The sequence below is a fragment of the Mycobacterium simiae genome, assembly GCF_008370645.1.
GTDB classification, from domain to species: domain Bacteria; phylum Actinomycetota; class Actinomycetes; order Mycobacteriales; family Mycobacteriaceae; genus Mycobacterium; species Mycobacterium simiae_A.
In genome coordinates this window covers 116343-143232 of sequence record NZ_VTZN01000001.1, presented here as the reverse complement: position 1 = coordinate 143232, position 26890 = coordinate 116343, and the positions used below count along the sequence as shown (strand labels likewise).

General features: G+C 65.2%; 24 protein-coding genes and 1 pseudogene. 9 read left to right on the top strand and 16 right to left on the bottom strand.

Annotation, left to right across the window (positions count from 1 at the left end):
* Window positions 1–30: 30 nt before the first annotated feature.
* Window positions 31–1206 (top strand): protein kinase domain-containing protein, encoded by a 1176-nt coding sequence (locus tag F0Q45_RS00690; protein WP_373424892.1) that lies wholly within the window; start codon window positions 31–33, stop codon window positions 1204–1206.
* 53 nt (window positions 1207–1259) lie between these two features.
* Here F0Q45_RS00690 and F0Q45_RS00685 read toward each other — a convergent pair whose 3' ends face one another.
* Both F0Q45_RS00685 and F0Q45_RS00680 read right to left on the bottom strand, forming a co-directional pair.
* The gene (locus F0Q45_RS00685; protein ID WP_149652049.1) at window positions 1260–2648 is read right to left on the bottom strand and encodes a class II 3-deoxy-7-phosphoheptulonate synthase; all 1389 of its coding nucleotides are present in this window, start codon (window positions 2646–2648) and stop codon (window positions 1260–1262) included.
* Between the two features lie 51 nt (window positions 2649–2699).
* Window positions 2700–3221, bottom strand: coding sequence for a polyadenylate-specific 3'-exoribonuclease AS (locus F0Q45_RS00680; RefSeq protein WP_149652048.1), 522 nt, complete (start codon window positions 3219–3221; stop codon window positions 2700–2702).
* A gap of 84 nt (window positions 3222–3305) precedes the next feature.
* On the opposite strand from F0Q45_RS00680, the gene F0Q45_RS00675 reads away from it, so the two are divergent.
* Window positions 3306–4589, top strand: coding sequence for a glycosyltransferase 87 family protein (locus F0Q45_RS00675; protein WP_149652047.1), 1284 nt, complete (start codon window positions 3306–3308; stop codon window positions 4587–4589).
* Here F0Q45_RS00675 and F0Q45_RS00670 read toward each other — a convergent pair whose 3' ends face one another.
* The 5 genes from F0Q45_RS00670 to F0Q45_RS00650 form a co-directional block, all read right to left on the bottom strand.
* On the bottom strand, window positions 4590–5327 hold the full coding sequence (locus F0Q45_RS00670; RefSeq protein ID WP_149652046.1) for a lysophospholipid acyltransferase family protein: 738 nt from the start codon (window positions 5325–5327) through the stop codon (window positions 4590–4592).
* A 98-nt stretch (window positions 5328–5425) separates the two neighbouring features.
* A complete protein-coding gene (locus F0Q45_RS00665) occupies window positions 5426–5815 on the bottom strand; it encodes a hypothetical protein (RefSeq protein WP_149652045.1) in 390 nt (129 codons plus the stop codon).
* Entirely contained in the window at window positions 5812–7089 is a 1278-nt protein-coding gene (locus tag F0Q45_RS00660) for an ArsA family ATPase (RefSeq protein WP_188112731.1), read from the bottom strand. Before F0Q45_RS00660 ends, F0Q45_RS00665 begins: the two co-directional genes overlap by 4 nt.
* The gene (locus F0Q45_RS00655; RefSeq protein ID WP_149652043.1) at window positions 7086–7520 is read right to left on the bottom strand and encodes an SRPBCC family protein; all 435 of its coding nucleotides are present in this window, start codon (window positions 7518–7520) and stop codon (window positions 7086–7088) included. Before F0Q45_RS00655 ends, F0Q45_RS00660 begins: the two co-directional genes overlap by 4 nt.
* Window positions 7521–7611: 91 nt before the next feature.
* The gene (locus F0Q45_RS00650; protein ID WP_149652042.1) at window positions 7612–8001 is read right to left on the bottom strand and encodes a polyketide cyclase / dehydrase and lipid transport; all 390 of its coding nucleotides are present in this window, start codon (window positions 7999–8001) and stop codon (window positions 7612–7614) included.
* Between the two features lie 196 nt (window positions 8002–8197).
* Here F0Q45_RS00650 and F0Q45_RS00645 point away from each other — a divergent pair, with 196 nt between their 5' ends.
* Window positions 8198–10000 carry an AMP-dependent synthetase/ligase gene (locus tag F0Q45_RS00645; RefSeq protein WP_149652041.1) on the top strand — a complete coding sequence of 601 codons (1803 nt, stop codon included), beginning with the start codon at window positions 8198–8200 and terminating at the stop codon, window positions 9998–10000.
* Here the strand turns inward: F0Q45_RS00645 and pimB are convergent.
* The 4 genes from pimB to F0Q45_RS00625 form a co-directional block, all read right to left on the bottom strand.
* Window positions 9997–11139, bottom strand: coding sequence for a GDP-mannose-dependent alpha-(1-6)-phosphatidylinositol monomannoside mannosyltransferase (gene pimB, locus F0Q45_RS00640; protein WP_149652040.1), 1143 nt, complete (start codon window positions 11137–11139; stop codon window positions 9997–9999). The genes F0Q45_RS00645 and pimB overlap by 4 nt on opposite strands.
* A 9-nt stretch (window positions 11140–11148) precedes the next feature.
* Entirely contained in the window at window positions 11149–11964 is an 816-nt protein-coding gene (locus F0Q45_RS00635) for a hypothetical protein (RefSeq protein ID WP_373424891.1), read from the bottom strand.
* A 58-nt stretch (window positions 11965–12022) separates the two neighbouring features.
* Window positions 12023–13183: a peptidoglycan hydrolase RipC gene (ripC, locus tag F0Q45_RS00630; protein WP_149652039.1), complete on the bottom strand. Its 1161-nt coding sequence runs from the start codon at window positions 13181–13183 to the stop codon at window positions 12023–12025.
* Window positions 13184–13356: 173 nt separating this feature from the next.
* The gene (locus F0Q45_RS00625; protein ID WP_149652038.1) at window positions 13357–13623 is read right to left on the bottom strand and encodes a hypothetical protein; all 267 of its coding nucleotides are present in this window, start codon (window positions 13621–13623) and stop codon (window positions 13357–13359) included.
* Window positions 13624–13759: 136 nt separating this feature from the next.
* Here F0Q45_RS00625 and F0Q45_RS00620 point away from each other — a divergent pair.
* Window positions 13760–15616: pseudogene (locus F0Q45_RS00620) on the top strand (DEDD exonuclease domain-containing protein); the annotation flags it as partial.
* Here F0Q45_RS00620 and trpD read toward each other — a convergent pair.
* Window positions 15554–16693, bottom strand: coding sequence for an anthranilate phosphoribosyltransferase (gene trpD / locus F0Q45_RS00615; protein WP_262490810.1), 1140 nt, complete (start codon window positions 16691–16693; stop codon window positions 15554–15556). The pseudogene F0Q45_RS00620 and the gene trpD sit on opposite strands and share 63 nt — an antisense overlap.
* A 147-nt stretch (window positions 16694–16840) precedes the next feature.
* On the opposite strand from trpD, the gene ctaE reads away from it, so the two are divergent.
* The 4 genes from ctaE to qcrB are packed head-to-tail and all read left to right on the top strand — an operon-like array spanning window position 16841 to window position 21207.
* Complete coding sequence (ctaE, locus tag F0Q45_RS00610) at window positions 16841–17452, top strand: aa3-type cytochrome oxidase subunit III (RefSeq protein ID WP_149652037.1); 612 nt, start codon at window positions 16841–16843, stop codon at window positions 17450–17452.
* Between the two features lie 34 nt (window positions 17453–17486).
* Entirely contained in the window at window positions 17487–18335 is an 849-nt protein-coding gene (gene qcrC, locus F0Q45_RS00605; RefSeq protein WP_149652036.1) for a cytochrome bc1 complex diheme cytochrome c subunit, read from the top strand.
* On the top strand, window positions 18332–19552 hold the full coding sequence (gene qcrA / locus F0Q45_RS00600) for a cytochrome bc1 complex Rieske iron-sulfur subunit (RefSeq protein ID WP_149652035.1): 1221 nt from the start codon (window positions 18332–18334) through the stop codon (window positions 19550–19552). The genes qcrC and qcrA overlap by 4 nt, the downstream gene beginning before the upstream one ends.
* A complete protein-coding gene (qcrB, locus tag F0Q45_RS00595) occupies window positions 19549–21207 on the top strand; it encodes a cytochrome bc1 complex cytochrome b subunit (protein WP_149652034.1) in 1659 nt (552 codons plus the stop codon). Before qcrA ends, qcrB begins: the two co-directional genes overlap by 4 nt.
* A 182-nt stretch (window positions 21208–21389) precedes the next feature.
* Here qcrB and F0Q45_RS00590 read toward each other — a convergent pair whose 3' ends face one another.
* From F0Q45_RS00590 to ctaC, 4 genes are all read right to left on the bottom strand, one after another.
* Complete coding sequence (locus F0Q45_RS00590; protein ID WP_149652033.1) at window positions 21390–22031, bottom strand: DUF2561 family protein; 642 nt, start codon at window positions 22029–22031, stop codon at window positions 21390–21392.
* Window positions 22031–22948: an MmpS family transport accessory protein gene (locus F0Q45_RS00585; protein WP_149652032.1), complete on the bottom strand. Its 918-nt coding sequence runs from the start codon at window positions 22946–22948 to the stop codon at window positions 22031–22033. Before F0Q45_RS00585 ends, F0Q45_RS00590 begins: the two co-directional genes overlap by 1 nt.
* A 181-nt stretch (window positions 22949–23129) precedes the next feature.
* On the bottom strand, window positions 23130–23549 hold the full coding sequence (locus F0Q45_RS00580) for a cytochrome c oxidase subunit 4 (RefSeq protein WP_149652031.1): 420 nt from the start codon (window positions 23547–23549) through the stop codon (window positions 23130–23132).
* Window positions 23550–23555: 6 nt separating this feature from the next.
* On the bottom strand, window positions 23556–24665 hold the full coding sequence (ctaC, locus tag F0Q45_RS00575; protein ID WP_149652030.1) for an aa3-type cytochrome oxidase subunit II: 1110 nt from the start codon (window positions 24663–24665) through the stop codon (window positions 23556–23558).
* 231 nt (window positions 24666–24896) lie between these two features.
* Between ctaC and asnB the strand changes: the two genes are divergently transcribed.
* Window positions 24897–26870, top strand: a complete 1974-nt coding sequence (gene asnB / locus F0Q45_RS00570; RefSeq protein ID WP_149652029.1) for an asparagine synthase (glutamine-hydrolyzing) — start codon at window positions 24897–24899, stop codon at window positions 26868–26870.
* The last annotated feature ends 20 nt before the right edge of the window (window positions 26871–26890 follow it).

Here is a 26890-nt window from a genome sequence, read left to right as displayed (position 1 = left end):
GCTGAAGCTGATACAGGGGAGCTGGACAACATGCTGCTGGATGGCCGTTACCTGGTCCAGGCCAAGATCGCCAGTGGCGGGACCTCGACGGTCTACCGCGCTCTCGATGTCCGCCTCGACCGCCCGGTAGCGCTGAAGGTGATGGACGCGCGCTATGCGGGCGACGAGCAGTTTCTCACCCGTTTCCAGCTCGAGGCCCGCGCCGTCGCCCGGTTGAAGGACCCCGGCCTGGTCGCGGTCTACGACCAGGGCCTAGATGCCCGACACCCGTTTTTGGTCATGGAGCTCATTGAGGGCGGCACGCTACGCGAGCTGCTGTTCGAACGCGGTCCCATGCCACCCCACGCCGTTGTGGCCGTACTTCGCCCGGTGCTGGGCGGGCTTGCCGCCGCGCATCGAGCGGGTCTGGTGCACCGCGACGTCAAACCCGAGAACGTCCTGATCTCCGAGGACGGCGACGTCAAGATCGCCGATTTCGGGCTGGTCCGCGCCGTCGCCGCCGCCGGAATTACTTCTGCCAGCGTCATTTTGGGCACCGCAGCCTATCTGTCTCCGGAGCAGGTTCGCGACGGCCACGCCGGCCCACGCAGCGATGTCTACTCGGCCGGGATCCTCACCTACGAGCTGCTGACCGGACGTGCTCCGTTCACCGGCGACTCGGCTTTAGCGATCGCCTATCAGCGGTTGGATAATGATGTTCCACCCCCTGGCACTGTCATCGGCGGTGTCCCCGAACAATTCGACAACTTCGTGTTGTGCGCGACCGCCCGCAATCCCGCTGACAGGTACGCCGACGCCATCGAAATGGCGGCCGACCTCGACGCAATCGCTGCGGAACTGGCGCTTCCGGATTTCCAGGTGCCCGCGCCACGCAATTCGGCTCAGCACCGCTCGGCGGCACTGCACCAGAGCCCAATCACGCAGCAGCCGCGGCCCCCGGTTCGCAACCCGACCCGTGAGCTGACCCGCGAGCCTGACAACTGGTTGGAGCCGGCCCCACCAGTCCAACCGGGCTCAGAACCCGGAGAATTCGAATACCAGCCGGTGGCGGGCCAATTCGCCGGCATCTCGATGGACGAATTCGCTTGGGCCCGAGAGCGTTCCCGCCGTATGGCGCTCATCTGGGTAGCAGTGATATTGGCGATCACCGGTCTGGTCGCGACCGTTGCGTGGACGATTGGCAGCAATCTGAGCGGACTGCTGTAGAGGTTGCGCGTCTTCTGCCGAACTTCCTGAGCGTGCCATCCCCTACGAAAGAATCAGTCGCGCAACATCTCCGCAACCAAGAACGCCAGCTCCAACGACTGCTGGGTATTCAGCCGCGGATCACAGGCGGTCTCATAGCGCCCAGCCAGGTCGGTTTCGGAAATATCTTGCGCGCCACCAAGACATTCGGTGACGTTCTCCCCGGTGAGCTCGACGTGGATGCCGCCGGGGTGGGTGCTCAGGGCGCGATGCACTTCGAAAAAGCCCTGCACTTCATCGACTATGCGATCGAAATGCCGAGTCTTGTACCCGGTGGATGACTCGTGGGTGTTGCCGTGCATGGGATCGCACTGCCAGATCACCTGGTGACCGGTGGCCTGCACTTTCTCCACGATCGGCGGGAGTAAGTCGCGTACCTTGTTGTTGCCCAGCCTGCTCACCAACGTCAACCGACCCGGCTTGTTATGCGGGTCGAGTCGCTCGACGTACTCGACGGCCAGCTCGGGGGTCATCGTCGGGCCAATCTTGACCCCGATCGGGTTGGCGATCACCTCGGCGAACGCAACGTGCGCACCCTCGAGTTGTCGGGTCCGCTCGCCGATCCACACGGTGTGCGCCGACAGGTCATACAGCTGCGGCTGCCCATCAGGGCTTTCCGCAAGCCGTAACATGGCCCGCTCGTAGTCGAGCACCAAAGCCTCATGGCTGGCATAAATCTCAGCGGTTTGCAGATTGCGGTCGGCCACCCCGCAGGCACTCATGAACCGGAGGCCACGATCGATTTCGGTGGCCAGCGCCTCATAGCGGGCGCCGGCCGGCGAGGTCCGAACGAATTCCCGGTTCCAGTCGTGGACCAGATGCAGCGACGCCAGACCCGACGACGTCAAGGCTCGCACCAAGTTCATCGCTGCGCTGGCATTGGCGTACGCCCGCACCAGCCGCGACGGGTCGTGCTCGCGCGCCGCGGCGTCCGGGGGGAAACCGTTGATCATGTCGCCGCGGTAGGACTTCAGGCCGAGCGCGTCGACATCGGCAGAGCGCGGCTTGGCGTACTGACCGGCGATGCGGGCCACCTTGACCACCGGCATGCTGGCGCCGTAGGTCAGCACCACGGCCATTTGCAGCAAAGCGCGGATGTTGCCCCGGATGTGAGGTTCGGTGTTGTCGGTAAACGTCTCTGCACAGTCACCGCCTTGCAGCAAGAACGCCTCGCCCTTGGCCACCTGAGCCAACAGTTCCTGCAGCCGGACAATCTCGGATGGCACCGTCACCGGTGGCACGCTTTCCAGTACCGTACGCATCGCCATCGCCTGGTCGGCGGGCCAGCTGGGCTGCTGGGCCGCCGGCTTGGCCAGCGCGGCATCCAGCCGGGCCCGCAAATCGGCAGGCAGCGGCGGCAACGGCGGCAGCTGGTCGATCGGGATGTCGACAGTCCAGTTCATCGGTACATGGTAACCGGGTTTGGTCGGGGCTGATCAGGGCGAACGTTGCCGCTACGCCCGCTTGTGGCCGGCGCTGCCGCCAGTGTCGGCAGCGTCCGCCGACGTGATAATACGGAATCGGCGCAACTGGTCACGGGCGTCGACCAGAGCGTCGTGGACATCACGCGGCCGCGGCGGCAGCTGCGGACACCCGCGGTCCTCCCAGAGTTGCCGCAGTTCCCGAGTGAAACGCGGTATCGCCGCGGGGAGCTCCGGCATCGCACCCCACAACTGACACAGCGCGACGTGATCGTAGGCCCCGACCCAGGCCCACAGCTCGATCGGATCATCGCGGTGCACACCAAGGAAATCCTCCAGATCTACACGAATCTGCCGACGGGACCGCCAGAGCTTCGATGCCGGCGCCGGCAGCTTGGGCAGCACATGAGCGCGAACCCAACTGCCGGCACGCTGGGGGTCGAACTCCGTCGAGACCGCGTAGTACTCGCGGCCATCCTCGCCGACCATCGCGATCGAGATCAGCTCGATGGTGCAGCCATCTTCGATGAATTCCGTGTCGTAGAAGTACCGCACATCGCAGCTTATCCGGGCGTCTCGTCGGGCACTCGGATCGGGTCGCGGCATCAGCAGCCCAGCAACCATTAGGCTGTCTGGGACATGAGTAGATGGCGGTCGCCCGACGCGGGCAGTCGGCTCGGGCGGGTCTCGTTATGGTGCCTGCTCTGGCTGCTGGCCGCCGCCGCACTCGGCTGCGTGGCCTGGCAATTGTTCGGACACCTGCCGTACCGCATTGACATCGACATCTACCAGATGGGCGGGCAGGCCTGGCTGGACGGGCATCCGCTCTACACCAGCGACGTAAAATTCCACACACCCATCGGGCTGGACCTGCCGTTTACCTATCCCCCGCTGGCGGCGATCATGTTCGTCCCGTTCGCCTGGTTGCACATGCCCGCTGCCAGCGTGACGATCACGCTGGTGACATTGGTGGTGCTGATCGTGTCGACACTGGTGGTGCTGGCCGCCCTCGATGTGTGGGCGAGTTCCAAGCTGCTGCCCGGGCCAGCCTGGTTGCGTCGGCTGTGGGCAGCGGTGCTGATTGTGGCGCCCGCGTCCATCTGGCTGGAGCCGATCAGCTCCAACTTCGCATTCGGCCAAATCAACGCCGTGTTGCTGACGTTGGTGATCGCCGACTGTTTCCCGCGCCGCACCCCATGGCCACGGGGGCTGCTACTCGGCGTGGGGATAGCGCTGAAACTGACCCCGGCGGTGTTCCTGCTCTACTTCCTGCTGCGGCGCGACAACCGGGCAGCCCTGACGGCGGTGGCGTCGTTCGCGGTCGCGACGCTGGCCGGTTTCGCCCTCGCCTGGCGCGATTCTTGGGAGTACTGGACCCACACGCTGCACCACACCGATCGGATCGGTTCTGCTTCCTTGAACACCGACCAGAACATCGCGGGCGCACTTGCCCGGCTGCCGATCGGGGAAAACACGGCTGCCCTGCTGTGGGTCATCGCGTCTTTGCTGGTGCTGGCGGGAACAGTCTGGGCGATGCGACGAGTGCTGTATGCCGGCGAGCCGGCCTTGGCGGTGATTTGCGTCGCCTTGTTCGGGTTGGTGGTGTCACCGGTCTCCTGGTCACACCACTGGGTGTGGATGCTCCCAGCGGTGCTGGTGACCGCAGTATTAGCCTGGCGGCGGCGCAATGCCGCGCTCGCGATCATTACAGCCGCTGGGTTGGCACTGATGCGGTGGACGCCCATCGACCTGCTTCCCAAGCACCGGGAAGCCACGGCGGTCTGGTGGCGACAGCTCGCCGGGATGTCCTACGTGTGGTGGGCTGTGGCGGTCATCGTCGTTGCCGGCCTCACGGTGACCTCTCGGATGACACCGCGACACGCGCCCGCACTGGGGCTGACCCCGGTGCCAGCGACAACCTGATTAGCCGGCGGCCGTCTCTGGAATCCGAGCCGCGTCCCGGGGACCAGGGTGATCACCTGCACCATCGCCGCAATCTTTGACGCTGGCCGCGTAGATGTCGACGTATTCCTGCCCCGAGAGGCCCATCAGCTCGTACATCACTTCGTCGGTCACGGCCCGCTCGATGAAGTGGTTCCCGGCCAATCCCTCGAAGCGCGAAAACTCCATCGGCTTGCCGAAACGGACGGTGACCTTGCCGAACCGCACCATCTTCTTGCCCGGCGGATTGACGACGTTGGTGCCGATCATGGCCACCGGGATCACCGGAACACCGGACTGCAACGCCAGCCGCGCCAGGCCGGTCTTACCCTTGTAGAGGCGCCCGTCGGGCGACCTGGTGCCTTCGGGGTACATCCCCAGCAGCTTGCCCTGGCGCAGCAGCCTCTCCGCGGTTTCCAGCGCGGCTTGTGCGGAGTCGGCGTTGGTGCGGTCGATGGGCACCTGACCAGAGCCGCCGTAGAACCACCTGTTGATGAACCCTTTGAATCCGGTGCCGGTGAAGTATTCGGCTTTCGCCAGGAACGTGATCCGGCGGCGCACCACCAACGGTAGATAGAAGCTGTCCGCCACGGCGAGATGATTACTGGCCAGGATCGCCGGCCCCGAACTTGGGATGTTTTCCAGCCCTTCGACTTTCGGCCGGCCGAGCACGATGAAAAGCGGGCCCATCAAGATGTACTTGAAAAGGTAGTACCACATGGCCCTCCCTCTTACCCCACGCCGCAATGATGTCTGCGCCAACTGTACCCATCTGCGATGGCTGCGACCACCTAGCGACCTTTAGGAAAACCGGCGACTCACTCCTGCAAAGCAACCGGGATAGCCTGGTAGCGCGTTTTCCCATGGGGATCTGCAGACCCATTCTGGGGGGCGGACTTGCTGGTTGGGCCGCCGCCAGGCGGACCGTCCGGCGGCGGTTTGGCTGATCGGTCGATGTCATCGACGATGGCGTGAATCACGTCGAGCAAAGCGAGGCTGTGGTCGGCGATCACCCTCAGCAGTGGGTGCTGTTCGCCGTTGACCAATGCGGCCAGCGCGCACACCGGACACCACACCTGCTGGCACGTGCCGGGCTCACCACCTGATGCCATCGCCGCGGCAGCGCGCATCGCAGGATCAATCCCGTCCAGGATTGCCTGCGCAAGTCTGCGCAGTTCGGGACCAATGTCGGTATGACGCCCGTTCATGTCGGCCACACCTCCGGATTTGGTCGAAATCGAACTGTCAGCTCGTTGCCGCGCAGATGTGCGTCCAGCACCGTGCATCTGCGCAGCACCGACGCCAACCGCACTCTGCGCCGCACGCCGCCCGCACTAATGATCAGGTCGTCATCTGCACGACCCAGCGTCAACGACCCGGGATCGAGCTGCGGCAACGCTAGCCGCAGACGATATACCGACCCAAGCCCCGAGCCAGATTCTAGGTCCACAATGGGGCGCAGTGGGCCCGGCGGCGCGGCCCCTCGGCGCCGACGGGCGCTGTCGAGCAGCCCTTCCAGCGCCTTGGGTCCTATCGGCTCGCCGGCTAGGTGGGGCACCAAGACCAGCGCCACGTCACCGATTGCGGCGTCGAGTTCTTCCAGGACGGCGCGTTGCTCAGCAATGCGTTCGGCGTACCAGTAGAAGGCCGGGTGGTCAGGCAGGCTGCGGTACTCGTAGGTCTCATCGCGCGCCAGCACCTGGTTGACCAGCAACTCCTCGATGCGCATGCCCATCAACGCCAGTGAACCCAACGTCCGGACCGCTTCGGCGGCCACCACCCGCTCGGGTGTCAGCACCAGATGGGCGCTGACCAACGCGCTGTTGGTCAGCAAGGCGCTGAGCCGATCGACGTTGGTGCTGGTGCGCTCCAGCAATTCCACCAGCACTGCTGACCGGCTGTCATCGATGCTGAGCCGACGATGTCGCGGCCACGCGCGCTCCACGTACAGCCCGAAAGTGGCAGGCAGAGTCAGCATCCGCAGGGCGTCCGCGGTCGAGGCGCAGTCAACCACGATGCGATCCCAACGTCCGCTGGCGGCCAACTCTCCGACGGCGTGCAGCCCAAGCACTTCCTGAATCCCGGGCAGCGCCGAGAGTTCTTCGGGGGCAATACTGGCCAGCTCGGAGCCGGGAAAACGCCGGCCCAGCGCATCGACGACGTCACGCCATCGGGCCTCGAGCAGCGCCAAGGTATCCAGCGCCAGCGCATCTAGAAAGCCGCCAGCGGCCGCCGATCGTCCGGTTTCCAGATCGGCCAGAACGCGAACCGGCTCGCCGTGGCCGGTCGGCGCAACCGCCATACCCAGCACGTCGCCCAGCGAGTGCGCTTGGTCGGTGGACACCACCAGCACCCGCCGACCAGCACTGACGTCACACACCGCGGTGGCGGCCGCCAGTGTGGATTTTCCTACCCCGCCTTTACCTACAAACAGACTGATCCGGGCCGGGGTGGGCGCCCGGAATTCACTTGAATCACTCAGCCCTCGACTCGTTTCTTCAGATCCTTCAACGCGCCGTCGATCAACCGGCGTTCTGCCTTGCGTTTGAGCATCCCGATCATCGGTACAGCCAGGTCGACCGCCAACTCATAAGTGACGTCGGTGCCAGAACCCTTGGGAGTCAAGCGGTATGAGCCTTCCAAAGACTTCAGCAGCGAGCTGGATTCCAGAGTCCAGCTCAGCGATTGACGATCAGCCGGCCACTGGTAGGACATGATCAAGGTGTCTTTGAAGATGGTCGCGTCCATCAACATCCGCGCCCGCTTCGGGTAGCCGTCATCATCGGCTTCCAGCACTTCGACTTCCTTGTACTCCGAAATCCATTCCGGGTAGGACTCGATGTCGGCGATTGCCTTCATCACCTCGCCTGGAGCCGCATCGATATAGAGCGTCTGCGTCGTCTTGTCCGCCACCTGGATACTTCCCTTTCCCCGCGCGGGTCGATTCCCCGGGAATACCTGCCATTCGGCAAACGGTACTCTGGGATGCCCTGTCTTGACCCGGTTAAACTACCGGAGAAACTCCGACGGGGCGCGCCTGTTCCAGCGTCATCTTCACCTCGAACGCCATGTTCTTGCCTGCTACCCGGCGGCGGTGCGTCATTTTGGCCAGGTTCATCCGGGCCAGTTGCCAGGCTGCCACACCGGTGGGTTCGGCATGCAGAAAGTAGTGCAGTACTACCCCGTTCATCGACGGTTCTAGCCAGATTTCCATGGTGCCGGTCAGGGCGCCGGCCACCGCCCACCGGATCCCCTTGTCGGCTCGGTCTTCGGTGACCTGGAGCTGCAGATCAGGCCACCACCGGCGCCACTGCGACGGAGTAGCGACCACAGCTGCAACCCGTGCGCCATCCGCGGCAATATACGTCTGGTCCGCGATCTGGATGCTGTTCATTGCCAGTCAGCTTCACACAGCTACCTGCGGCTGCCTTACGCGACCCCGAGGTCAGCAACCCGGGGCTGGCCCTCGATTGGGGTGGGAACCGGACCGGCTGTCGCTGCATCGACCGAGTACCCGGTTAGGCTGGCGCACGTAAGTGTGCACGCCACATCACCAGCAACGTCACATCAGGTCGAGCGAGGTCTCCAGAGTGCGTCAATACAGTGTCCCTGCCCGCTTTTCCGTCGGCGAACGCGAAAGCGTCGCAGCCATGGTGTTCGAGCACGAGCGTCAAGACCCCGATTTTGTCATCTACCAGCGCCTGGTCGACGGCGCCTGGACCGACGTGACATGCGCCGAGGCGGCCCACCAGATTCGTTCTGCCGCACTGGGGTTGATAGCGCTCGGGGTGCAGGTTGGAGATCGGGTGTCGATCTTTTCAGCCACCCGCTACGAGTGGGCGATCCTGGACCTGGCGATCCTGGCGGTGGGCGCCGTCACCGTGCCCATCTACGAGACATCGTCGGCCGAGCAGGTGCGCTGGGTGCTGCAGAACTCAGAAGCCGCGTTGGCGTTCGCCGAAACCGACGCGCACGCCGCGATGATCGCTGAGCTAACCGGGGATCTGCCCGTTCTACGGCGGGTGTTGCACATCGATGGTTTGGGCCCCACGGCGCTCGATCAGCTCGTCGAGGAGGGTGCGTCGGTGCACCCGACCGAGCTGACCGCCCGGCTGGAGGCGCTGCGAGCCGACCATGCGGCCACGCTGATCTACACGTCGGGCACCACGGGACGACCGAAAGGCTGCCAACTCACCCATTCCAATCTGCTCCATGAGATTCGGGGCACCCAGGATTGCCTGCCGACGCTGTTGTGTGAAGGTCAGCGGTCGCTGGTCTTCCTACCACTGGCGCACGTGCTGGCTCGGGCGTTAACGCTCTCCGCGTTCGCCAGCAAAGTGACTGTCGGATTCACCAGCGACATCAAGAATCTGTTGCCGCTGCTTGCGGGCTTCAAACCGACGGTGGTGGTTTCGGTGCCACGGGTTTTCGAGAAGGTGTACAACACCGCTGAGCAGAATGCCGCCAACGACGGCAAAGGCGCTATTTTCAAGCTCGCCGCCCAGACGGCGGTCGATTGGAGCCGAGCCCGCGACAGCGGCGGCCCTGGGCTAGTGCTACGCGCAAAGCACGCCCTGTTCGACCGGCTGGTGTACCACAAGCTTCGCGCGGCGCTCGGCGGTAACTGCCATGCGGCGGTCTCCGGCGGCGCACCGCTGGGCGCACGGCTGGGCCACTTCTACCGCGGTGTGGGCCTCACCATCCATGAGGGCTACGGCCTGACCGAGACCAGTGCGGCCATCACGGTCAACCAGGTCGGCGCCGTGAAGATCGGGACAGTTGGAAAGCTGTTGCCCGGTAACAGTTTACGCATCGCCGAGGACCAGGAACTGCTGGTGCGCGGCGGTGTGGTGTGCAGCGGCTATTGGCGCAACGAGCAAGCTACCGAGGAGGCATTCACCGACGGCTGGTTCCGGACCGGAGACTTGGGCGCCATCGACGAGGATGGCTACTTGACCATCACCGGACGCAAGAAGGAGCTCATCGTCACGGCCGGCGGCAAGAATGTCGCCCCAGCCGTGCTGGAGGACCAGCTGCGGGCGCACCCGCTGATCAGCCAAGCGCTGGTGGTCGGGGACGCCAAGCCCTTCATCGGCGCGCTGATTACCATCGACCCGGAGGCGTTTGGCGGCTGGAAGCAGCGCAACAGTAAGGCCGCCGGCGCGTCGGTGGGCGATCTGTCCACCGACCCCGAACTGATGGCCGAGGTGGATGCGGCCGTCAAACAGGCCAACCTGGCGGTTTCGCATGCCGAGTCAATCCGCAAGTTCCGCATTCTGCACGTCGACTTCACCGAAGAAACCGGTGAATTGACGCCGACCATGAAGGTCAAGCGCAAGGTGGTGGCCGAGAAGTTCGCCGCCGAAATCGAGGCGATCTACATCAGCGACTAACCGCGCAGCAGATCGGCCAGCCGGGCGGCCAGCATGTCCCAGCGCCATTGCGTGCTCACCCATTCGCGGCCAGCGGCACCCAAGGCGGCGGCGCGGTCGCGGTCGTCAAGCAACTCGGTGACTGCCGCGGCGACCTTGGCCACCGCGTTACCGTCGACCACCACTCCAGTCTTGTTGTGCTGCACCGTTTCCGGTGCTCCGCCAGATTCGCCGGCAACCACCGGCACGCCGCTGGCCGACGCCTCGAGAAACACGATGCCCAGGCCCTCGACGTCCATTCCAGCACCGCGAGTGCGACACGGCATCGCGAACACGTCGGCAAAGGCGTGGTGGGCCGGTAGTTCATCGCCCGGCACCCCGCCGGTGAACGTCACGTGGTCGGCCACCTCGCAGTCATTCGCCAGCTTCCGCAGCCTCTCCAAGTAAGGGCCGCCCCCCACGATCACCAGCGCGGCCCCATCGACCTGCCGCCGGATCGACGGCAGCGCCTTGATCAGCGTGTCCTGGCCTTTGCGTGGCACCAGCCGCGACACACACACCACGGTGGGCCGCTCGCCCAACCGGTAGCGTTTGCGCAGCTCGGCGCGAGCGGAGGAATCAGGCCGGAACCGGTCGGTGTCCACTCCAGGCGGTAGGTACTCGAGCGCCGCGGCGGGGCCGAACGCGGGCGCGAAGCGAGACCGCGTATAGCGACTGACGAAGGTCACCGCGTCAGCGCTGTCCCCGATGCGGCGCAGCACCGACCGCGCGACCGGCAACATGGACCAACCGACTTCGTGTCCATGCGTGCTGGCCAGGACCCGGGTGGCGCCGGCCTGCCGCGCCCGCGGCGCCAACAGGGCCAGGGGCGCGGCCGCGCCGAACCACACGGTGTCAATGTCCTGCGCGGCGATCAGCCGGCGCATACGGGCATCGACGGCCGGAACGGGCAGCATCAGCGTGCCCGGGTGACGCACCACCCGAAAGCCCGCCTCACCAGCTGACTCGTCGAAAGCCTTGTCGCCCTTCCATTTCGGCGCATATACCGTTACGTCATGCGATCCGGCGTCGACCAACCGCCCGACGAATTCCCCCAAGTAGGATTGAATGCCGCCGCGTCGGGGCGGAAAGTCGTTGGTTACCAGCAGAACCCGGCTCACCTGGGTAATCTAACGGGTCAGCCACTGCTGCCAACGCGCGAGCAGGCCAGCGGAGTCGATGCCGAGGACATCGCGAATCGCAGTCGGCAGATCCAGGTGTCCAACGCCGCAAGTGGCCAGGTAGAACTCGCGCAGCTTCGCCGGCCCGTAGGTATCGGCGACAAACCGCGCGAACCACCATGCTCGGTCGTAGGCAACTGAACGCTGCGGCCCGGGAGTATCCAGCTCGCTGTCGGACGGCAGCGCCACGGCTACCGCGGCAGCGGGCAGCACGGCGCTCGGCCGTGCCACGAAATCGGCCATCCCCTCGGTCAGCCAGCGCGGCGCGTCCAGCGTCGTGTCGGCGCGTGCGGCGTAGTGAAAAAGCTCATGGGTCAACACTATTCGCAGCGCAGATGGGCTCATCTGCACCGCACCGGGGGCGAACACGATCCGTTGGCCAACGGCATCCCGATGGGCAGGATCGACGCGCTCGGCGATGGTCACCGCCGCGATGTCGGCCCACTGCGATGGGAGGCCGCTGCCGGCGGCCGCGCGGAACTGCTCGTCCGAGCCGGCCGCGGTGACCAAGATCTCATGAGGCCAATCCGTTCCCCAGAAGGCCACCACCGCGTCGACCGCGGCGCCGATATTCGCCGCAGCCCGGGCCACCACGAGATCGGCACCTGCGCCGCCGAGACTGACCAGTCGAACGGTGCGATCGCCGACGACCAGCGACGACACCCGGCCCCCTGCCGTCGGCGCCGGTGATCGCTGGGCAGGTCGATCGGGCTCTAGACGCTGCCTCGGCAGCGCCACTGCGGTGACTAGCTCAGCGACAAAGATGTACGCCAGCACGATGGCCAGCCGTCGATGACGGCGGCGCGGCCCCACCAGGAGGCGGTCAGTACCGGCGGGCGTCGTAGATCGGACCTGAGGATTCCATCGGCACCACCCGCACCGGCTGGCCGAACGTGGAGGAGTGCACCATCAGGCCGTCACCGATGTAGATGCCGGCGTGCGACGCGTCGGAGTAGAAGGTCAGGACGTCGCCGGGTTGCAGATCTGAGAGCGCTACCGGCTGACCACCGTGGGCCAGTGCCTGGCTGGAATGAGGCAAGGCGATGCCGGCTTGTTGGAAAGCCCACATGACCAATCCGGAGCAGTCGAATCCGCCCGGCGCGGCGCCACCCCATGCGTAGGGCGTTCCGACCTGGGTCAGCGCGGCCTGCACCACGGTCGCACGGTCACCGCCGCCGCCCCCAGGGGGCATGAAGGGGACACCGAACACTCCGCCGCTCGGCGCGGGCGCCTCACCGGGTGTCGGCACGGCCTCGGGCGGCGCACCAGGCGCTAGTCCCTCTGGCGCCGGGCCGGCGGTGCCGGGCAACCCGGCCGGAATCGGGCCCGGATCGGCGAGAGCGGTGCGCTGCTCGGGGGTCAACGTTAGGTATTGCGACTTGACGACAGCGATCTGCACCTGCAGCTGGCTTTGTTTGTGTTGCAGATTCGCCCGTACCGCGGCCGCTTGCTCGGCGGCGGACTTGGCCTCGGCAGCCGACTTGGCAGAGGCTTGCTCGGCCTTGACCGCTGCTTCCCCGGCAGCCGTGAAGCTTGCCATCTGCGCAGACATTTGTCGGGCCATCACCCGCTGCACCGAAAGCCCATCGATCAGCAGCTGGGGCGATTCGGCGGTCAAGATCGCGTCCATGCCGTTGGTGCGCCCACCCATGTAGGTGGCGGCCGCCAGCTTGTTGACGGCGGTCTGGAATGTCGCCAAGCGCGCTTTGGCGTCCGCCAGCACAGCCTGGTCGTCGGCGAGCTTCTTCTCCGCCGCCTGTTGCGCCGCGAGCTTGGCGCCTAGGTCCAGTTCCGCACTGTGCATGGCCTCGGTGGTTTGTTCGGCCTGCCGAGATAGCTCGTTGAGTCTCGCCAGCGCGTCGTCGGCGGGATCGGCCACTGCCGCGGCGGCCAGGACCCCGGACAACACAATGAAGCTCGCTAGCGAACCGATGGCGGACCGCCTGATTGAACGCGCGATCCGATGCCTACAGTCGAGCCTCAAGATTTGCTTCCTTAAACTGCTATCGGCGTAGCGCCGTCGAGCCGGTTTAGGTCTCAAACAGGTTACGAAAAGGTCTCGGCTTTGTCCAAAGGGGGGAGTTAAGAAAACGGCAAGATTTCTGTCGTTTTCGTGTGAGAGCGCGTCATTGCGCCCCCAAGCACAGTACAGGCCGCCTAAGCGACACCCGATGCACGACCCGGCCCGCGGTTGCCCCGGATCGGGACCAGACGCAACCGCGGGGCCAATCCGGCGGCGGCGAGCGCCTCCAGCGCCGCTCGCTCGTCGCGCATCAGCGTGTCCGGCACCCCGAGCAACACACTCACCACGCAGTCACGGCAGGCGGACCCCCGTACCGCGCAGTCGTCGCAGTCAATGATCACCGGGTCGCCCGGCTCGGCGACGGCGTCACCTGCGCCCTCTGTTCCGATGTTGGGTGCCATCTGGGGTCCTCTCCGTAGCGCTTTCGATCGTCAATTCGAGCTATGCGCGAACGCTAGCCGTCAGCACCGACAGCCGCGGCGCCGCCGCTAGCGGGGGAACCGCGTCGTGTCAGTGCGACTGCTTAACGTCACCGCCATGGGTGTCGCCGGTGGAACTCAGCTGAGTCTCGCTGAGCTGGACCCCGGCGCTTTCGCGGGCGGCGACGCCGCGCTGGCCGACGACGTGCCGTTGCGGGAGACCACCTTTGTTGTCGTCGACTTGGAGACCACCGGCGGGCGCACCTCCGGGACCGCAGCCACGTCCCCCGACGCCATCACCGAGATCGGGGCCGTCAAGGTCTGCGGCGGAAAGGTTCTTGGTGAATTCGCCACCTTGGTAGACCCACAACGCAGCATTTCGCCCCAAGTCGTGCGGCTAACCGGGATAACAACGGCGATGGTGCATGACGCCCCGACCATCGACGTTGTCTTGCCGATGTTTCTTGAGTTCGCCGGCAGCTCGATACTGGTCGCCCACAATGCCCGGTTCGATATCGGCTTTCTGCGGGCCGCCGCGCGACAGTGCGGCATCCCCTGGCCGCGACCGCAGGTCTTGTGCACGGTCCGGTTGGCGCGCCGCGTGCTCAGTCGTGAGGAGGCCCCCAGTGTGCGGCTGACCGAGCTGGCACGGTTGTTCGCGGTCGCCACCCAACCCACGCACCGGGCTCTCGACGACGCTCGCGCCACCGTCGACGTGCTGCATGCGCTGATCGAGCGGGTGGGTAACCAGGGTGTGCACACCTACGCCGAGCTGCGTTTGTATCTCCCCAACACAACCCCGGCGCAGCGCCGCAAACGGGTCCTGGCCAACGACCTGCCGCACCGGCCGGGCATCTATCTGTTCCGCGGACCTTCGGGCGAAGTGCTCTACGTCGGCACCGCGGTCAACCTGTACCGGCGGGTCAGCCAATACTTCAACGGCGCCGACCCCCGCGGCCGGATCAAGGAGATGGTCACCTTGGCCAGCGCCGTCGACCATGTGGAGTGCGCGCACTCGCTAGAGGCCGGTGTGCGCGAGCTTCGGATGCTGGCCGCGCATGCGCCGCCGTACAACCGCAGATCGAGGTTCCCACACCGATGGTGGTGGCTGGTGCTCACCGACGAGGCGTTTCCGCGGCTGTCGGCAACTCGGGCTCCCCGACACGACCGCACCATCGGTCCCTTTCGCTCCCGCACCGAGGCCGCCGAAACGGCTGCCCTCTTGGCTCGCTGCACTGGTCTGCGAACCTGCGCCAACCGGCTGGCGCGTTCGGCGCTGCACGGCCCGGCGTGCCCCGAGCGGGAAGTATCGCCGTGCCCTACCGGCCGCGACGTGACGGCCGAGCAGTACGCCGAAGCAACGCAGCGCGTGGCCGACTTGATCGACGGATGCGACAACACCGCGCTGGCCGCGGCGGTGCGCCAAGTCACCGCCCTGGCCGAACGCCATTGTTACGAGAGCGCGGCACGGCTACGCGACCACAGTGCCACCGCCATCGAAGTGCTGTGGCGCGGGCAGCGGTTACGGGCGCTGGCCGCCCTGCCTGAGTTGATCGCGGCAGCCCCGGACGGTAGCGGGGGCTATCAGTTAGCTGTTATCCGCCACGGCCAACTCGCAGCGGCCGGCAATGCCCCGCGTGGGGTGCCACCGATGCCGGTGATCGAGGCCCTGCAGACCGGCGCGCAAGCGGTCCTTCCCGCGCCGGCCCCGCTGGGCGGTGCCCTGGTGGAGGAAACCGCGCTTATTGCCCGCTGGCTGGCGAATCCGGGCGTGCGGATCGTTCGGGTGGCTGCGCCGGACGATGCCGCCGGCTGGACCTCACCTTGGCGGTCCGCCGGCGCTTGGGCGGCGTGGGCGGCATCGGCGCATTCGGCGCGGCTGGCCGCCGAGCAGGACGCCGCTGCTTGGCAGTCAGGCCTGCTGGCTGAACCGCACCCATCGCGCGAGCAACTGTTCAGCCGCACCGCTGTCGATCGCGGCGCTGGCCCGCTGCAACCCGTCCTGCCACGCCGGCCGCCATTCAGCGCGGCTGGATAACCCAGCATGCGCGACCATCGCCCCGGCGGCGTTGAGCACCACGGCATCCCGAATGGGGCCGGTGGCACCCCCCAGGACCGCGCGCACTGCGGCCGCGTTGGCGTGCGCGTCGCCACCCAACAGGTCGTCCAGTTGGGCACGGGCAAAACCCAATCTCGCGGGATCGAAAGTCAGCTTGCGCACGGTGCCGGCCTGCACCCGCCAGATCGTGCTCGTGGTCGTCGTCGTCAACTCGTCGAGCCCGTCGTCGCCGTGCACCACCAGCACGCTGCACCCACGTGCGGCGAACACCCCGGCCATTACCTCGGCAAGCTCCGCGAACGCGCAGCCGATCAGCCCCGCCCGGGGGCGCGCCGGATTGGTCAGCGGGCCAAGCAGATTGAATACCGTCGGCACCCCGATCTCGCGGCGCACCACCGATGCGTGCCGATACGACGGATGAAACTGGGGCGCGAAGCAGAACGCGATGCCGACCTCCTCGAGACTGCGCGCCACCTGGTCGGGTTGTAGGTCGATGCGCACCCCGAGTGCCTCCAGGGTGTCGGCGCCACCGGACAATGACGACGCCCCGCGGTTGCCGTGCTTGACCACCGGCACGCCCGCCGCCGCCACCACAATGGCCGCCATGGTCGACAAGTTGACCGTGTTGACCCCGTCGCCGCCGGTCCCGACGACGTCAACGGTGTCGTCGCGGATGGCGGAGGCAGGCATGGGGCGCGCGTGATCGAGCATCACTTCGGCCAGCTCGCTGACTTCGTCCGCCGTGGGAACCTTCATCGTCATCGCGACGGCGAAGGCGGCAATCTGGGCCGGCCGCGCGGTGCCGGTCATGACCTGCTCCATGGCCCACGATGCCTGGCCCGGTATCAGGCTCTTTCCGGCCGTCAAGCGACCGAGCAGCCGCGGCCATGACGCCGCCGCAGACGCCTCAGCAGCGGATGGCACCCGGGGCGAACCATCGGGTGACCTACCCGGCGACCTACCCGGCGAAGAAGCATCAGATGACAGCGCCACGCGCCGATGGTCCCACGCCGGCTAACGGCCCCTGATGTGTGCCCGACAACCACGGGTGCGTGGCCCGCAAACAGCGCCTGGAACTGAATCGCGGAAATTGCCGACCCGGGTAGAGTTCGACAACTACAAAGCGTCATACTTGCGGATGTGACGAGTGCTGTAGGGACCTCGGGGACTGCCATCACGTCGCGCGTTCATTCGCTCAACCGACCCAACATGGTCAGTGTCGGCACCATAGTGTGGCTTTCCAGCGAGCTGATGTTCTTTGCTGGGCTGTTCGCAATGTACTTCACAGCGCGCGCTCAGTCCGGCGGGAAGTGGCCGCCACCGCCGACCGAGCTGAATTTGTATCAGGCAGTGCCGGTGACACTGGTGTTGATCGCGTCATCGTTCACCTGCCAGATGGGCGTATTCGCGGCCGAGCGTGGCGACGTTTTCGGGCTGCGCCGTTGGTATGTGGTCACCTTCCTGATGGGGCTGTTCTTCATCCTTGGCCAGGCATACGAGTACATCCACCTGGTGTCGCATGGAACAACCATCCCCGGCAGCGCTTACGGCAGCGTGTTCTATTTGGCCACCGGCTTCCACGGCTTGCATGTGACCGGCGGTTTGATCGCCTTCATATTCCTGCTGATCCGAACTCGGATGAGCAAGTTCACCCCGGCTCAGGCGACCGCGAGCATCGTCGTGTCTTACTACTGGCATTTCGTCGACATCGTGTGGATCGCGCTGTTCACGGTGATCTATTTCATCCGATGAGCTGGCCCGAACAGGAACGAACAGGAGTGCTCAGTTGAAAAAGCTGGGGTTCACCCGACCCGGTAGCAGCAACAAACAGACCACTCGCGCGCGGCGGCGGCTGCACCGCAGGCTATCGGGCGGACTGCTGCTGCTGGTTGCGCTGACCATCGCCGGTGGCTTGGCGGCCGTACTGACACCCACCCCGCAGGTGGCCGTCGCCGACGAGTCCACGTCAGCGCTGCTGCGTACCGGCAAGCAGTTGTTCGACACCTCCTGCGTGTCGTGCCACGGTGCCAACCTGCAAGGCGTGCCTGATCACGGGCCCAGCCTGATTGGCGTGGGCGAGGCAGCTGTTTATTTCCAAGTGTCGACGGGTCGGATGCCCGCAATGCGGGGGGAGGCTCAGGCACAACGCAAGGAGCCGATTTTCGACGAAGCCCAGATCGATGCGTTGGGCGCCTACGTCCAAGCCAACGGTGGTGGCCCTACCGTGGTGCGCAATCCCGATGGCAGCATCGCAACCACCTCGCTGCGGGGCGATGATCTGGGCCGCGGCGGCGACTTGTTCCGCCTCAACTGCGCCTCCTGCCACAACTTCACCGGAAAAGGTGGCGCCCTGTCGTCGGGCAAATACGCGCCCGAACTCGGACCCGCCAATGAGCAGCAAATCCTCACCGCAATGCTGACCGGTCCACAGAACATGCCGAAGTTTGACGACCGTCAGCTGTCCTTTGAAGCGAAGAAGGACATCATCGCCTACGTGCGGGCCGTTGCCGAGGAGCGCTCACCGGGGGGCTACGGACTTGGTGGATTCGGACCCGCACCCGAGGGCATGGCGATGTGGATCATCGGCATGGTCGCGGCCATCGGGCTAACACTGTGGATTGGGGCGCGATCATGAGCGACGGCTCTCACGTGACTGACGGCGTTACCGGATCCGACACCGACAAGGGCCCCAGCGCGGCACCCGCGCCCGGCGAAGCCGCGCTGGCCACGATGTCGCAGCAGGAACTGCTGGAGTTGGGCGGCAAGCTGGACGGTGTGCAGATCGCCTACAAAGAACCTCGCTGGCCGCTCGAGGGCACCAAAGCCGAAAAGCGCGCCGAGCGTGGCGTGGCTATCTGGCTTTTGCTGGGAGGCGTGTTCGGTCTTGCGCTGCTGCTGGTGTTCCTCTTTTGGCCCTGGGAGTACCGACCCAAGGGAGACTCGGGTAATCTGCTGTACTCGCTGGCCACCCCGCTGTATGGGGCAACCTTCGGGCTGTCCATCCTGGCCATCGCTGTCGGCGCCGTACTGTTCCAGAAACGCTTTATCCCCGAAGAGATCACGATCCAGGAACGGCACGACGGTGCCTCGCGCGAGATCGACCGCAAGACCGTGGTGGCTAACCTGACGGACGCGTTTGAGAGCTCGACCATCCGCCGCCGCAAACTGGTCGGGCTGTCGTTGGGCATGGGATTGGGGGCGTTCGGGCTAGGGACTCTAGCTGCGTTTGCTGGCGGCCTCATCAAGAACCCGTGGAAACCAGTCGTCCCCACCGCCGACGGGATGAAAGCCGAGCTGTGGACGTCCGGCTGGACTCCTCGCTACCAGGGCGAGACGATCTACCTAGCCCGGGCCACGGGCCTGTCCAACGGAGCGCCGTTTGTCAAGCTGCGCCCCGAGGACATGGACGCCGGCGGGATGGAGACCGTGTTTCCGTGGCGGGAATCCGACGGTGACGGCACCACGGTGGAGTCCCATGAAAAGCTGCAGGCCATCGCGATGGGTATCCGCAACCCTGTGATGCTCATCCGCATCAAGCCGGGCGACGTCGGCAAAGTGGTGAAACGCCAAGGCCAGGAGAGCTTCAATTTCGGCGAGTTCTTCGCCTACACGAAGGTCTGCTCACATCTGGGTTGCCCGGCATCGCTATACGAACAACAGACGTACCGAATTCTGTGCCCATGTCACCAGTCGCAGTTCGACGCGCTGCATTTCGCCAAGCCGATCTTCGGTCCAGCAGCCCGCGCGTTGGCGCAATTGCCCATCACCATTGACTCCAACGGATATCTTGTCGCCAACGGCGACTTCATCGAGCCCGTCGGACCGGCATTTTGGGAGCGCACAACAACATGAGTCCGAATCTCCGTCCTCCGAAAATCGGTGATGTTCTGGCCCGCCAAGCCGAAGACGTCGACACGCGGTATCACCCCGCCGCTGCGCTGCGTAGACAGCTGAACAAGGTCTTCCCCACGCACTGGTCGTTCCTGCTCGGCGAGATCGCGCTGTACAGCTTTATCGTCCTGCTGATCACCGGCGTGTACCTGACGTTGTTCTTCGATCCGTCCATGGCCGAGGTCACCTACAACGGCGTCTACCAGCCGCTGCGCGGAGTCGAGATGTCGCGCGCCTACGAAACGGCGCTCAACATCTCCTTCGAAGTCCGGGGCGGTCTGTTCGTCCGTCAGATCCACCACTGGGCCGCGTTGATGTTCTCCGCGGCGATCATGGTGCACCTGGCACGCATCTTCTTCACCGGCGCGTTCCGGCGGCCCCGTGAAGCCAACTGGGTGATCGGCTCGCTGCTGCTGATCCTGTCGATGTTCGAGGGCTACTTCGGCTACTCGTTGCCCGACGACTTGCTGTCCGGGATCGGTCTGCGCGCCGCGCTGTCCTCGATCACACTGGGGATGCCGATCATCGGGACCTGGTTGCACTGGGCGCTGTTCGGCGGCGATTTCCCGGGCACCATCCTGATTCCTAGGCTCTATGCGCTGCACATTCTGCTGCTGCCTGGGATCATCCTGGCGCTGATTGGAATGCATCTGGCGCTGGTGTGGTTCCAGAAGCACACGCAGTTCCCCGGCCCGGGTCGGACCGAGCACAACGTCGTCGGCGTGCGCGTCATGCCGGTGTTCGCGTTCAAGTCCGGCGCCTTTTTCGCGGCGATCGTCGGCGTCCTGGGTCTGATGGGCGGCCTGCTGCAGATCAACCCGATCTGGAACCTGGGCCCCTACAAGCCCTCACAGGTGTCGGCCGGCTCACAGCCCGACTTCTACATGATGTGGACCGAGGGTCTGGCTCGTATCTGGCCACCCTGGGAGTTCTACTTCTGGCACCACACCATTCCGGCGGTGGTGTGGGTGGCGCTGATCATGGGCTTGGTCTTTATCCTGCTGATCGTCTACCCCTTCCTAGAGAAGCGGTTCACCGGCGACAATGCGCACCACAATCTGCTGCAACGGCCGCGAGACGCCCCGGTGCGTACTGCCGTCGGCGCGATGGCAATCGCCTTCTACATGGTGCTGACCCTGGCGGCGATGAACGACATTATCGCACTGAAGTTCCACATCTCGTTGAACGCGACCACGTGGATCGGACGTATCGGCATGGTAGTGCTTCCACCGCTTGTCTTCTTCGTCAGCTACCGATGGTCTATCGGGCTGCAGCGCAGCGACCGTGCGGTGCTCGAGCATGGTGTTGAGACAGGCATCATCAAGCGTCTGCCGCACGGCGCTTATATCGAGCTGCATCAGCCGCTCGGCCCAGTCGACGAACACGGCCACCCGATCCCGCTCGAGTACCAGGGCGCGCCGCTGCCCAAGCGAATGAACAAATTGGGCTCAGCCGGCTCACCGGGCAATGGCAGCTTCCTGTTCGCGGATCCGGCCTCGGAGGATGCAGCACTGCGCGAGGCCGATCATGCCGCCGAACAACGTGCCCTGACGGCACTGCGCGATTACCAGGACAGCATCGTCGGCTCCCCCAACGACGAGCACCGCGAGCACTAGCGACGAGCGGGCGCGGGTCCGAACAGGGTGGTGTCACAGCCCTGTCGAGACCCGCGCTGTTCGGCCGCAAGTGGCGGCTATGTGACCTGCCATACCTCGCAGCAGGCGCACCAGCCAGGCCGTGCGGTAGTTATCCGCCGCTGCAGGCTGCGTACCCGCCCTGACTCTGCGACACCATGGGGCTATTGCGTGGCGAGCACGCGGCGCAACTGCCGGACATGCAGCCACTCGATCGCCGGCATTCCTGCGGTGATTACTCCGGCCACCCCGTAGCCGATCCACGCCGCGCCGTCGTGACCAACAGACATCAGATACGTCGCCAACGCCACCGCAGTCAGTGCAATGCCCATGGTGCCGGTCAACGCGACGGTCCCCCGCAACCAGATCCGGTCCGCCGCCTCGCCGGACCGCTGCGCGGCCGGACCGAATGCTGTGAGCTGATCTCGGCGGGCCGGCCTGCCCACAGTGCGGGCCACAGCTTGTCCGGCTCGGACCGGCTGGATGCTCCCGGCGCGCGGAGGCGACGACCTTACCGTCGGGTCAGCCGAGGACGTACGGCGAGCCCGCATTAACACTGGTATCGCACCTGCGATGACCAGGGCGGACACGATGATGACGGCATACAGCACCCAGGTGGTGTGCGAGTCCCTCCCCACCTTGTGAAAGCCACGGCCAAGGTCCGCCAGCGCTACCGCAGCGGCCACGCTCACGCCCACCAGCACCAGCCAGATCGCAGCGCACGCGCCAATCAGAATGCGGTCGATGACCGCCGGAGCAACAATGGCGTCCGGTCCACGCCGGTATGCAGAGTATTTGCCGAGCATCAGCAGCTCGTCTGTGGTGCGTCGTTGGTGTTTGATGACAGCACTGTTCCATCACTTGTGGTGATCGAGCAGTTGAGTCTGCTGACCCGGAAAAGGCTGGACGCCTCGACCGACCCCACGTCAGATTGCGAGATCGGTGTCACCGTGATTGACCAGGGGATGTACACGTTGTGCTGCGTCCGTCGCCGACCTGAGGCATCGACGTAGGTCACCGAGATGATGTCACCCGGCGCTTTGGTGCCGGTCACTGAATAGGTGACTTGCCGCGGACCTGCCAGCGTGGTGCTAGTAGTGGTGGGCGGCGGTGCTGCTGCCGTAGTTGTCGTCGCCGGAGGCGGTGCCGCAGTAGTTGTCGGCGGGGCCGGAGGCGGGGGCGGAGGAGTTACGGTCACCGTCTGAGTCTCCGTCGCAGTCGGAATTTCGGTGGGTGGTGGTGGCGGCGGCGGTGGTGGCGGCGTGGTTATCGTCACTTCGTCCTGTACCGGCGGTGCTGACGAGGTCGTTGCGGGATTGGCGAGTCTCCTCGAGTCGGTGCGAGTCACGAGCAGCGATACCGAAACCACCAGTGCAATTGCGGCAAGTATGGCTGCGACGCCCACTACCCAGGGCCAGCGCGGAGGAGCTTGCTCGTCATCCGCGTCGGACTCCTCGTCATAGCTGTCGTAGTCGTAAAGGCTGAGATCGGTGGGCACATAAGGTCCGCTGATGAACTGCTCGGACTCCGGCGCCGAGTACGCCCTTGAATATGCTTCGGTCTCCGTCCTCGGACTGCTGTGGCCCAACGGTCCGAGCTCTCCGCCATCGATGCCGGCATCCATGTGATCGCTGGTGTCACTGGTGGGTTCCAGTTCGGCGCTGGAATCGCCGGCGGAGTCGGGTTCATCACGTTCCCGTTCCGGGGGATTCGGCCCGCTCATGTTGCCTACCCTGTCCAACCTGCCTCACCAAAGCGCGGGGCTACGCGGCTGCATTTTGCACGCGCGCTCGGTGAATTCTCACCGTGCATCGGAAACCCTACCCAACTGGCCATTGCAGAGATGTCTTGGCCAACTGGCCACTGATCAACTGACGCTCTGATTGTGACCTTTCCGGCTTTGATCAGTGTTTCTCGGGACCGACGTAGTACTCGAAGACCAGTCCGGCCGCCGAGGCGAGGATGAACACCACGCCGGCCACGATCAACCACGGCAACCACAACGCGACGCCGACCGCAGCCACTGAGCCGGACAACGCCACCATGATCGGCCACCAGCTGTGCGGGCTGAAGAAACCCAATTCCCCTGCGCCGTCACTGATTTCAGCACCTTCATAGTCCTCGGGCCGGGTATCTAGCCGGCGGGCCACGAACCGGAAGAACGTGGCCACAATCAGCGCCATGCCTCCGGTCAGCGCCAGCGCCGTAGTGCCGGCCCACTCGACCCCACCGGTGGCGAACATCGAACTCAGCACGCCATAAAGCACCGCGCAGCCGACGAAGAACGCGGCGACGAACTCGAATAGCCTGGCTTCGATATGCATTGGGTCCTAACCTAGGCTCGGGGCCAATTGACCGCGGCGGGTGTCGAACGGATGGGTAGTTACCGCCAGCGGTGGCTGGTTGATCGCCTGCAAGGCTTGGGCGTTGGTTTTTCCATCGATCCTTTGCTGCAAATAGGCCTTGAAGTCGTTGGCGGCAACCACCCGAACCTCGAAGTTCATCATGGCGTGATACGTGCCGCACATCTCGGCGCAGTGGCCGACGAACGCCCCCGTCTTGGTGATCTGCTCGATCTGGAAGATGTTGACCGAATTATTTGCGACCGGATTGGGCATCACGTCCCGCTTGAACAGGAACTCTGGCACCCAGAACGAATGGACCACATCGGCCGAGTTCAACTGGAACTCAATGCGCTTACCGGCGGGCAATACCAGGACCGGAATTTCGGTGCTGGTTCCGAGGGTCTCGACTTTGTCAAAGTTGAGGTAGCTCCGGTCTTCCGTGTTGCGCCCGGCCACCGGCCCGACCCGCTCTTCACCGTGCTCGTCCTTGCCCTCCGGCCTGGACTCGACAGCTTGTTTGCGAGCCTCGTCGGCGCCGTCGTAGGTAAAGGTGCGGTCGTGGAAGTCGACCTTCTGGTAGCCGAACTTCCAGTTCCACTGGAACGCCGTGACATCGATCACGACCTCGGGATCCTTGGTGACGTGCAACATCTTCTCCTGCACGACGACGGTGAAGTAGAACAGCACCGAAATAATAAGGAACGGCGTGACCGTTAGCACGAGCTCGAGCGGCATGTTGTAGCCGAACTGGCGAGGTAACTCAGTGTCGGTTTTCTTCTTGCGGTGGAATATTGCCGACCAGAAGATAAGGCCCCACACGATGACGCCAACCACGAGGGAGGCGATCACCGCGCCGATCCACAGTTCCCGATTCACGTGGGCTTCCGGGGTAATGCCCTCAGGCCAGCCGAGGCTTAGTGCTTCCGACCAACTGCACCCGCTCAGGGTGATAGCCAACGTGCTAAGGATCCCAACCAAGGCGAGCAGCCGAAGACGAGCGACGGGGCCTCGCGTGCCTGGCCGCTGACCGCCAATGCGGCTCTGAGAATTGCTCTGCGACAAGCGTTGCGAACGACCTGGCTCGCGAGGTGTCACGTTGCGCCTCCTGTAAGCACAAGCTGGGCGGACTGGGGCTAGGCGCCGCTTCCGGCGGGAAATCGTCGGCTAACTCGGATTCGAATACTACGCAGCGTAGACCACGGCGCACACGCAGGGCACGATGCGGTCCGAAACGGTTCGGTCGTGAGCTCGGACGGCACGCCCGCTTACCGGCACCCGGCCGGGCAGCGCCCCATTTAAGCGCCACGTGCGGCATACTGGGGCGCCGTGTGTGGACTGCTGGCCTTCGTCGTGGCGCCGGCCGACGCTGGCGGGCCCGATGGCTCCGACGCGGCTCCCGGGACCGCTGAGACCGACAACGCGATCGCCCGCGCGTCGCACTTGATGCGCCACCGCGGGCCCGACGAGTCAGGCACCTGGACCGACCCAGCGGCCGACGGTTCGGTCGTATTCGGGTTCAACCGGTTGTCGACCATCGACATCGCCCATTCGCATCAGCCGTTGCGGTGGGGGCCGCCGGAGGCACCCGACCGCTACGTGCTGGTGTTCAACGGCGAAATCTACAACTATCTCGAGCTGCGCGACGAGCTCAGCGCCCGCCACGGCGCTGTCTTCGCTACCGACGGCGACGGTGAGGCGATCGTTGCCGGCTACCACCACTGGGGCACCGATGTCCTGAACCGGCTGCGCGGCATGTTCGCTTTCGCGCTGTGGGACACCGTCACCCGTGAATTGTTTTGCGCCCGCGACCCGTTCGGCATCAAGCCGCTGTTCATGGCGACCGGCACCGGCGGCACCGCGGTAGCCAGCGAGAAGAAGTGCCTGCTGGACCTAGTCGGCTTGCTGGGCTTCGACACCGGAATCGACCGCAGGGCGTTGCAGCACTACATTGTGCTGCAGTATGTGCCTGAGCCCGAGACGCTGCACCGCGGGGTGCGCCGGCTCGAATCGGGCTGTTATGCCCGGATCCGGCCGGGTCGGGGGCCAGCGCTTACCCGCTACTTCGTACCGCGCTTTGCCGCCACCCTGATCACCTCCGATACCGAGCAGGCCCGCTACGACGAGATCACCGCGGTGCTGGAGGACTCCGTAGCAAAACACATGCGCGCCGACGTCACCGTCGGCGCGTTCTTATCCGGCGGTATCGACTCCACCGCCATCGCCGCTTTGGCCATCCGGCACAACCCGCGACTCATCACGTTCACCACCGGTTTCGAGCGGGAAGGGTTTTCCGAGGTCGACGTCGCGGTGGCCTCCGCTGAGGCTATCGGCGCGCGCCACATTGCCAAGGTGGTCAATGCGCAGGAGTTTGTGGCTGCGCTGCCCGAGATTGTCTGGTACCTCGACGAGCCGGTCGCCGACCCGGCGCTGGTGCCGCTGTTCTTCGTGGCTCGCGAGGCCCGCAAGCACGTCAAAGTGGTGTTGTCGGGGGAAGGCGCCGACGAGCTGTTCGGCGGCTACACGATTTACCGTGAGCCGCTGTCGTTGCAGCCGTTCAACTATCTACCCAGGCCGCTGCGGCGGTCAATGGGCAAGATGTCTCGACCGCTACCTGAGGGCATGCGCGGTAAGAGTCTGCTGCACCGCGGATCGCTGACGCTCGAGGAGCGCTATTACGGCAATGCCCGCAGCTTCTCCGACGCCCAGCTGCGCGAGGTGTTGCCCGGGTTCCGGCAGGACTGGACCCACACCGACGTGACGGCGCCGGTGTATGCCGAGTCGGTCGGCTGGGACCCGGTAGCCCGCATGCAGCACATCGACCTGTTCACTTGGTTGCGCGGCGACATCCTGGTCAAGGCCGACAAGATGACGATGGCCAATTCGCTGGAGCTGCGGGTGCCGTTCCTGGATCCCGAGGTGTTCGCGGTGGCCTCGCGGCTACCGTTGGCGGCGAAAATCACCCGCACCACGACAAAATATGCGCTGCGGCGCGCACTGGAACCGATCGTGCCAGCCCACGTGCTGCACCGGCCCAAGCTGGGGTTCCCAGTTCCGATCCGGCACTGGTTGCGCGCCGGCGAACTATTGGAGTGGGCGTATGCGACGGTGGCCTCCTCGGGGGCCGGTCACCTCGTCGACCTGGCCGCGGTCAGCCGCATGCTCGAGGAACACCGAACCGGCGCAAGCGATCACAGCCGGCGGCTGTGGACCCTGCTGATTTTCATGCTGTGGCACGCGATCTTCGTCGAGCACAGCGTGGTGCCGCAGATCAGCGAGCCCCAATACCCGGTCCAGCTTTGATGGCCAGCAGACACAGAATC

Bases quoted from the DNA above. Each gene is read 5' to 3' on its own strand.
- F0Q45_RS00675 (WP_149652047.1), top strand. From the start codon at position 3,306: ATGAGTAGATGGCGGTCGCCCGACGCGGGCAGTCGGCTCGGGCGGGTC.
- F0Q45_RS00625 (WP_149652038.1), bottom strand. From the start codon at position 13,623: ATGGCACCCAACATCGGAACAGAGGGCGCAGGTGACGCCGTCGCCGAG.
- F0Q45_RS00665 (WP_149652045.1), bottom strand. From the start codon at position 5,815: ATGAACGGGCGTCATACCGACATTGGTCCCGAACTGCGCAGACTTGCG.
- F0Q45_RS00685 (WP_149652049.1), bottom strand. From the start codon at position 2,648: ATGAACTGGACTGTCGACATCCCGATCGACCAGCTGCCGCCGTTGCCG.
- F0Q45_RS00590 (WP_149652033.1), bottom strand. From the start codon at position 22,031: ATGCTCGGCAAATACTCTGCATACCGGCGTGGACCGGACGCCATTGTT.
- F0Q45_RS00585 (WP_149652032.1), bottom strand. From the start codon at position 22,948: ATGAGCGGGCCGAATCCCCCGGAACGGGAACGTGATGAACCCGACTCC.
- qcrB (WP_149652034.1), top strand. From the start codon at position 19,549: ATGAGTCCGAATCTCCGTCCTCCGAAAATCGGTGATGTTCTGGCCCGC.
- F0Q45_RS00670 (WP_149652046.1), bottom strand. From the start codon at position 5,327: ATGTGGTACTACCTTTTCAAGTACATCTTGATGGGCCCGCTTTTCATC.
- F0Q45_RS00690 (WP_373424892.1), top strand. From the start codon at position 31: ATGCTGCTGGATGGCCGTTACCTGGTCCAGGCCAAGATCGCCAGTGGC.
- qcrA (WP_149652035.1), top strand. From the start codon at position 18,332: ATGAGCGACGGCTCTCACGTGACTGACGGCGTTACCGGATCCGACACC.
- F0Q45_RS00580 (WP_149652031.1), bottom strand. From the start codon at position 23,549: ATGCATATCGAAGCCAGGCTATTCGAGTTCGTCGCCGCGTTCTTCGTC.
- F0Q45_RS00650 (WP_149652042.1), bottom strand. From the start codon at position 8,001: ATGAACAGCATCCAGATCGCGGACCAGACGTATATTGCCGCGGATGGC.